Source organism: Arcicella sp. (assembly GCF_964672035.1).
The window spans coordinates 20,814-28,370 of the sequence record NZ_CBABQS010000064.1; the positions used below are offsets into that span (position 1 = coordinate 20,814).

Genomic DNA, 7,557 nt, shown 5'->3' on the forward strand with positions numbered 1-7,557 from the left:
AAATAATTATAATGAAAAAACTTTTTTTATTAACCACCATATTATTGTTCTCGTTGAGGGGATTTTCGCAGATAACTACTTCTACGGGGGTTACCATCAAAGATGAATTTTACAATAATCGTCAATTAGTTGAAATCTTGCAAGATTTGGAAGTAAAGACAGGCGTAAAATTCAAATATGAACCAACAAAAGTGAAAGGCGTTTATGCCAGTTTTTGGTTCGATAATATGACTGTGGAAGAAGGCATGAAAGGACTTTTGAAAGGTTCTGGATTAAAATTCTACGTAGATGATAACCAAGTGGTAAATATCATTTCAAAAGATCAAAAAGTCTATGTGAAAAGTAGTTACAACAGTGGTACGTATTATGGTGGTAATGCGGGCGTAAGCCCAATCGTTGCGCCAAATATGCCAATGCCAGAAGTGAAGGTGGGAGAAGTTCAAGCCGAACGTCCTAAAATAGCCATTGTTAATAATCGTGCTTCTAATAAGCCTCCTACCAAATACGGTTTCACGTTTACGGGAAAAATAATTGATGCACGTTCTTCTGAGCCATTGCCTTTTGTAAATGTTTCCATTAGAAGCAACAAATCAGGTACGCAGGGCAATGTGGATGGATATTTTACTTTGTTGAAAGTACCAACGGATACCACAACCTTGATTTTGAGTTATATCGGATACATCACAACGACCATCAAACTCGTACCGGATGCTCCTATTAGTGGTGTAACTATTGAGATGGAACCTGATAACGCTGAATTGGATGAAGTAGTGGTGAAAGGTGAAAAAACCGAAGTTTTGAAAGCTGCCGAAACCATCGGTATGTTCAAGATGACTCCTCGGAATATTGCTAAATTACCAAATATTGGCGAAAAAGATATATTTCGTGCTTTCCAATTGATGCCCGGAATTAGTGCTGCCAATCAATCATCTTCGGGCTTGTATGTACGTGGGGGAACGCCCGACCAGAATTTGGTTCTGTACGATGGATTTACCGTTTATTACGTAGACCATTTATATGGATTCTTTTCGGCTTTTAACTCAAACCCAATCAAAGATGTTCAACTTTACAAAGGTGGTTTTGATGCCAAATTTGGCGGACGTATTTCTTCCGTAGTGGAAATTACCAGTAAGGACGGTAATAAACGTGAAAGAAATTTTGGCGGAGACATTACCTTATTAAGTGCCAATTTTTGGGCTGAAGGACCAATTCTGAATAAAGATAAACGCTTAACGTTCTCGGTAGCAGGCAGACGTTCATGGGCAGGACCACTTTATAACAAAATATTTGATACCTTCAATTCAAGCAGTACCAATGCACAACTTGGTGGAGGTGGTCGTCGTCAATTGCAGAGTAGCCAAACAGCGAGTTCTTATTTTTATGATTTGAATGGAAAAGTAACTTTCAAACCATCAGAAAATGAGAATATTTCTCTGAGTGTTTATAATGGGGACGATGTGTTAGATAATTCACAGAACATAACTTCGCCATTTGGAGGAAATGGCGGTTTTAGTAATACCGACCTTTCAAAATGGGGAAATACAGGTTCAAGTTTAAAATGGTCTAAGCGTTGGAGTGATAAATTTTACACCAACACGTTGGTAAGTTATTCTAATTTTTTCAGTAATAGAGATAACACTAATTCGGCCAGCTTTATTCGTGGAACGGAAATACAAACGGTTAAATTCGGTTCATTAGAATCGAATAATTTGACAGATTTCTCCGCAAAATTTGATGTAGAATATAAAACTTCTCCTAAAAATAATGTACTTTTTGGTGTGCAAGCCAATAGATTGAATATTGATTATACCTATAGCCAAAATGATACGATTCAAATTATTGCCAAACATGACCAAGGAACCTTATTGGCTGCTTATTTACAGGATGAAGCACATTTAGGAAAATTGACGGTGAAAGGGGGTATTAGAGCTTCGTACTTTAGTCCAACCGCAAAGACTTATTTCGAACCACGTTTATCGGCGAGTTTTGTGGTAAACGACCGTTTGAAAATTAAAGGTGCTTGGGGAATTTATAACCAATTTGCCAAACAAGTTGAACGTGAAGATATTTCAAACGGTAGTCGTAATTTCTGGGTGTTAGCCAACGATTCATATTTGCCCGTTACCACTTCCAGACATTATATTTTAGGATTTAGTTACGAATTGGATGATTACCTTTTTGACGTTGAAGGCTACGTAAAAGACATTGACAATGATTCTCGTTATACTTTACGATTTGCTCCGCAGATTGGTCGAGGTCTTTTAGCCCAAGAAACTTTCTTTAATGGAACGGGTAAAGTGAGAGGAATTGACTTTTTGGTTCAAAAGAAATTTGGTGATTATACGGGTTGGGTAGGTTATACCTTAGCAAAATCTGAAAAAACTATTTTGCAATTCTCGCCAGATCCATTCCCGTCAAATTTTGATGTTAGGCATGAATTCAAATCGGTAAATATTTATAAATTAGGACGTTGGGATTTAGGAGCTACTTGGATTTACGCCACTGGAAAGCCTTATACTTCTATTGTAGGTGGTTATACCGTAAAACTATTAGATGGTTCAGAAAAAGATTTTACCGACCCGTCAACCACGAATGGAAACCGTTTGCCAGCAGCCCATCGTATGGATGTTTCAGCGACTTACAACTTCGGGCATGGAAGTATCGGTTTATCGTTGTACAATCTTTATGGACGTACAAATGTTTGGTACAAAAAATACCAAACTGTTACTGATGCAACCACCAATCAAAAATATTTATCAATAACGGATGTAAATTATTTAGGCTTCACCCCAAATATTACGTTTACTTATAAGTTTAAATAGTTAATAGATTATAAAAAAAGAGTAAGAATTTTTTAATTATTAAAAATATTTTTGGTTTTATGTGTTTCAAATTTACACAAAATCAAACTATCAAATTGAAGCAATGAAATCATATTCAACATATAAAAAAGCTTACTTTTTTGTCGCTATTTTAGGGTTAGGAATTGGGCTTTTTACCTCTTGTGATAAGGACAATGCAAGCATTCCTGGCGGAGCAAAAGCAATTGTTGAGGGCTATTTAATCCCAAATCAACCCATCACGATAAAAGTAAAAAAAGAAATTGCGTACAGCGAAGATGTAACAAATGTTGAAACCTTTATTTCGGGTTTGAATATTACAGTAATAGGGGATGGCAAAACGTATCTTCTGAAACCGTTTCAAGATACTTTATATAAATCAGATGATAACGTGAGATTAAAAGTTGGCGTAACGTACGCATTATCATTTAGCTATAATGGAAAAGTTGTCTCTGCCAGTACTATTATTCCAACAAAACCTGTAAGTTTGACTTCGGATTTGGCATCTATCGTTCGTACTCGACAAGTTATTACCACAACGGGTGGTTTTGGAAGAAATGTCGATGGAAACCAAGAAGTTAATTTAACTTGGTCTAATCCAAGTAATGAATATCATTTTGTAGTGGCGGATAATGTTGAAACAAAACCAGACTTAATTATTACCTTACCAACCACGAGTTCGACCACGGTAAATAATTTTCAACGTCGTTTCAGAAGCCAGCCAGTGCAGGGAGTTACTACCACTTTGCGTTCTCAACAGTTTTTATATTTCGGAAAATACAACATCGTCCTTTTGAAAGTTAATCCAGACTATGTTGCGCTGTATAATACCTCAGGAACGACGTCACAGAACATCAGTACGCCTCCAACAACCATCACCAACGGATTGGGTATTTTCACGGGTATTAATGCCGATACGTTGAAATTTACGGTGAAAGAGAGATAAAATTCAGGAAAAAAGGAAGAAGGGATGAAAAGATAAAGAGGAAATTAAATTCTTCTTTTTCTTTTTATCCCTTTTTGTTTTGGACTGTGTAAAGATAAATGAATTAAATTTATTCCATAAAACTTTTAGGAAGTTCCTCCCAAAAAAACAACATGCAAAATTTTAGAACAACTTTCCAAATTCCACCATCGAAGCATAAAATTTCGCTTGATTCTCAAACCTTAACGTTGGGTTCTTGTTTTGCGGATGTAGTGGGCAATCAACTGAGAAACAATAAATTAGACGTATTAGTTAATCCCTTCGGAACACTTTTTAATCCGCTTTCAATCTTTAAAATTCTCTCACCTTCTTATCAGGGAGGGGATGAACGCTTGTACGTTGAAAACCAAGAAATGTGGTTTCACTATGATTTTCATTCTCAATTTATCAGTAATTCAAAGGAAAATTTAAAGGAGCAAATTAACCAAACCATTTTTGCTATCAATTGCCAACTTCCTACCACAAATCATCTAATTATTACTTTTGGAACGGCCTTTATTTACAAATTGCTGAACCCACAAATTCACGTAGCTAATTGTCATAAAATGCCCAATAGTTTGTTTGAAAAAGAACTTTTGAGCGTGAAAGATATTTGTAAAGGATTTTCGATTTTACATAAAGAATTAAAGGAAATTAATCCAGATTTGAGGATAATTCTAACGGTTTCACCCGTGCGACATACCAAAGATGGCGTAACAGAAAATCAAGTTTCGAAATCAATTTTGAGGGCGGCTTGTCATTACTTAAATACTGATTATGAGGAAGTTGAGTATTTTCCATCCTACGAAATAATGATGGATGATTTACGTGATTATCGTTTCTATAAATCGGATTTAATTCATCCCAATGAAGTAGCGGAACAATATATTTTTGAGAAATTTACGGAGACTTATTTTGATGAAAATCTAAAGGATTTTACCCAAGAATGGACTTCAATTCAAACCTCTTTAAATCACCGTTCTTTCAACGAAAAATCTGAAAGTCATCAAGCTTTTTTGAAGAAATTATTGGGAGATTTGATGAAGATTTCTCAAATAGTTGACGTGCGGGAAGAGGTGAATTTTGTTAGACAGAAGTTGATTGATTAGAAACCAAATTTTATACAGTAGAAGAACCTAGAGACGGTATTGCGTGAAGTGATGCCGTCTTTTTGATGTCGTCCATTATCGAACATGATTGTATCAAAAGCGAACAGTTTTTAAATTATAAAAAATATTCAAATATCTGATAATCAATAGATTAAATATTTGGCATAGCATTTTCACTATATTAACTAAAAATATCCCCTAAAGGTAATTCAATACCCGTAGCTGGGTCTATTAAAGTCATTTCAGAAGTGAAAAACGCATAATTATTAATGGATGAATATACAGAAATGGCTCTAAAACCTGGCAATACAAACCAGCAAGATTTAACGCCAGCATTGAAATAACGGTTGATTTTTTTGAGAATATCATTATCTGATTGTGAAGGTGACACGATTTCAATAGCTGTTAGAGGCATTTCGGTCATAGCAATTTCATCATCCAAAAAATTGAATTTTAATTTTGGATAAATTGCAATATCAGGAACACAATTAGGCTTTTCAGGCATAGATATCTCAACCTCAGGCATTAAGGTAAATTGTTTGCGATAAAGAATATTTATTTCTGTTGTAAGATTTCCTTGAACAATTGAGTGGTTTTTACTTGGCATCGGTTTATTTCTTTCGAGTTCGTATTGTGAAATCTCGTTTTCTATTAATAATTCCATAATCTTAAAATTTATTTCTTCAAATATAACAAAATCATGCTACAACTCAAAAACATTTTCCGCTGGTATAATTCGGGTGCAAACCGTGCTTTTGTGCTTCGTGATGTGAGTCTCGAAATCCAAAAAGGCGAGTTCGTTTCTATCATGGGACCCTCGGGTTCGGGCAAATCAACGCTCTTGCACGTGATGGGTATGATGGATGAACCCAATGAAGGACAATATCTTTTTTTAGGCAATAACGTGCTGAATATCAAGGAGAAACAACGAGCTGAGCTTTATAAAAAACACATCGGATTCGTTTTTCAAGCCTATCATTTGATTGATGAATTGACGGTTTATGAAAATATCGAAACACCTTTGTTGTATCATGGCATCGGTTCGTCTGAACGAAAAGCCATGGTTGCTGATGTGTTGGATAGATTTAATATTGTGGGTAAAAAAGACCTTTTTCCTAATCAATTATCGGGCGGACAACAGCAATTAGTAGGCATTGCGAGAGCTGTCATTACCAAGCCAGATTTAATTTTAGCGGATGAACCAACGGGCAATCTAAATTCTAAACAAGGCGAAGAAATTATGGATTTATTCAAAACTTTGAATCAAGAAGGCGTAACGATTGTGCAAGTAACACATTCAGAAAAAAATGCCGCTGTTGGTAGTAGAATCGTCAATTTATTGGATGGGAGGGTGGTTTGATTTTGTGTAAAGTGGCGAAGAGGCAAAGTGGCAGAGGAGTAAAGAAGTTTAAACACGTAAAGACTTATTCTTAGATTTTCTTTGCGTCTCTGCGACTTTGCGTGAATAAAAAATTATTCGTGCAACTTATTAATCGACAAACGCATCTTATCAAAAAGCATCATAAAACCTTCACAAATCATGAAAATACTTAATACAATTTTCGCCATTCTATTGGTCTCTTTTGCTATTATAGCTCAGAAAGATACCGACAAACCTTATATGGTTAAATCATTTTCGGCAAATGCCATTAAGAATCTGAAAATGACTACTTCGGGCGGTAGCCTTACCGTTGTGGGTTCAACAGATTCTGAAGCTAAAATTGAAGTATATATTCGGGGAAATAATGGAAACGATGACCTCAGTAAAGAAGAATTGGAAGAACGTTTAAAAAACTATGAATTGCGTGTTACGCAAGAGGGAAATGCGATTGTAGCTTTCTCGAAAAATAAAACCAATAATTGGGGCAAAAGATCGCTCAGTATTGCATTTAAAGCCTTTGTACCTGAAAAAATTACTACAGATTTGAATACTTCTGGTGGTAGTATTTCCGTAAAAGGAATTACAGGAAATGCCTCTGGTAGAACATCGGGCGGAAGTATTTCGGTTAAAAATTGCAAAAATAAAATAGAACTCATCACTTCAGGAGGAAGTATTTCAGCTGATAATTGTTCGGGAAACATTGACTTGAAAACCTCGGGTGGTAGTATTTCTGCCAATGACCTCGATGGCGATATTGACCTAAAAACATCGGGTGGAAGCATTAATTTAGATGCTTTGAAAGGAACAATCAGCGCCATTACCTCGGGCGGAAGCATCAAAGCTACTGAGTTGAGAGGTGAATCTCTGGTAAAAACTTCGGGCGGTTCAATTGTGTTGCGTGAAATTTATGGCACGTTAGAAGCTGTTACCAGTGCAGGTAGTTTGGATGCGGAAATTTTAGAATTAGGTAAGTACTTGAATCTCAGTGTTTCATCGGGAAGTATGACTGTGAAAATACCCATGAACAAAGGAGTGGATTTAAATTGTTCGGCTCAAAAAATCAATACGGGAACACTCTACAATTTTAAAGGTGACACCGAAAAAACATCCATAAAAGGCACATTAAATGGCGGTGGAATTCCAGTAACGATGAGAGTAAGTTCAGGAACGTTGACGATAAAGTAAACTCAAGAAGGCAATAAATTACCTCCTTAATATGTGGGTCGTCCCGATGGGACTTTTATAAGATACGTTTGTAAAAGT

Annotated in this window: 6 protein-coding genes; 5 read left to right on the forward strand and 1 reads right to left on the reverse strand. The window is 35.9% G+C overall.

Annotated features, from left to right (window positions below; all coding sequences use genetic code 11):
• Window positions 1–11: 11 nt before the first annotated feature.
• From AC1W31_RS15500 to AC1W31_RS15510, 3 genes are all read left to right on the forward strand, one after another.
• Window positions 12–2,822 carry a TonB-dependent receptor gene (locus AC1W31_RS15500; protein ID WP_481735387.1) on the forward strand — a complete coding sequence of 937 codons (2,811 nt, stop codon included), beginning with the start codon at window positions 12–14 and terminating at the stop codon, window positions 2,820–2,822.
• A 103-nt stretch (window positions 2,823–2,925) separates the two neighbouring features.
• Complete coding sequence (locus AC1W31_RS15505; protein ID WP_481735388.1) at window positions 2,926–3,786, forward strand: DUF4249 domain-containing protein; 861 nt, start codon at window positions 2,926–2,928, stop codon at window positions 3,784–3,786.
• Between the two features lie 152 nt (window positions 3,787–3,938).
• A complete protein-coding gene (locus AC1W31_RS15510) occupies window positions 3,939–4,913 on the forward strand; it encodes a GSCFA domain-containing protein (protein WP_481735389.1) in 975 nt (324 codons plus the stop codon).
• Window positions 4,914–5,094: 181 nt separating this feature from the next.
• Here AC1W31_RS15510 and AC1W31_RS15515 read toward each other — a convergent pair whose 3' ends face one another.
• Window positions 5,095–5,577 (reverse strand): Uma2 family endonuclease, encoded by a 483-nt coding sequence (locus AC1W31_RS15515; RefSeq protein ID WP_481735390.1) that lies wholly within the window; start codon window positions 5,575–5,577, stop codon window positions 5,095–5,097.
• Between the two features lie 36 nt (window positions 5,578–5,613).
• Here AC1W31_RS15515 and AC1W31_RS15520 point away from each other — a divergent pair, with 36 nt between their 5' ends.
• Both AC1W31_RS15520 and AC1W31_RS15525 read left to right on the forward strand, forming a co-directional pair.
• Window positions 5,614–6,273, forward strand: coding sequence for an ABC transporter ATP-binding protein (locus tag AC1W31_RS15520; RefSeq protein ID WP_481735391.1), 660 nt, complete (start codon window positions 5,614–5,616; stop codon window positions 6,271–6,273).
• 180 nt (window positions 6,274–6,453) lie between these two features.
• Window positions 6,454–7,479, forward strand: a complete 1,026-nt coding sequence (locus AC1W31_RS15525; RefSeq protein ID WP_481735392.1) for a DUF4097 family beta strand repeat-containing protein — start codon at window positions 6,454–6,456, stop codon at window positions 7,477–7,479.
• Window positions 7,480–7,557 lie beyond the last annotated feature (78 nt).

Excerpts from the sequence above, each read along its gene's own strand:
- AC1W31_RS15500 (WP_481735387.1), top strand. The coding sequence starts at position 12 with ATGAAAAAACTTTTTTTATTAACCACCATATTATTGTTCTCGTTGAGG.
- AC1W31_RS15505 (WP_481735388.1), top strand. The coding sequence starts at position 2,926 with ATGAAATCATATTCAACATATAAAAAAGCTTACTTTTTTGTCGCTATT.
- AC1W31_RS15510 (WP_481735389.1), top strand. The coding sequence starts at position 3,939 with ATGCAAAATTTTAGAACAACTTTCCAAATTCCACCATCGAAGCATAAA.
- AC1W31_RS15515 (WP_481735390.1), bottom strand. The coding sequence starts at position 5,577 with ATGGAATTATTAATAGAAAACGAGATTTCACAATACGAACTCGAAAGA.
- AC1W31_RS15520 (WP_481735391.1), top strand. The coding sequence starts at position 5,614 with ATGCTACAACTCAAAAACATTTTCCGCTGGTATAATTCGGGTGCAAAC.
- AC1W31_RS15525 (WP_481735392.1), top strand. The coding sequence starts at position 6,454 with ATGAAAATACTTAATACAATTTTCGCCATTCTATTGGTCTCTTTTGCT.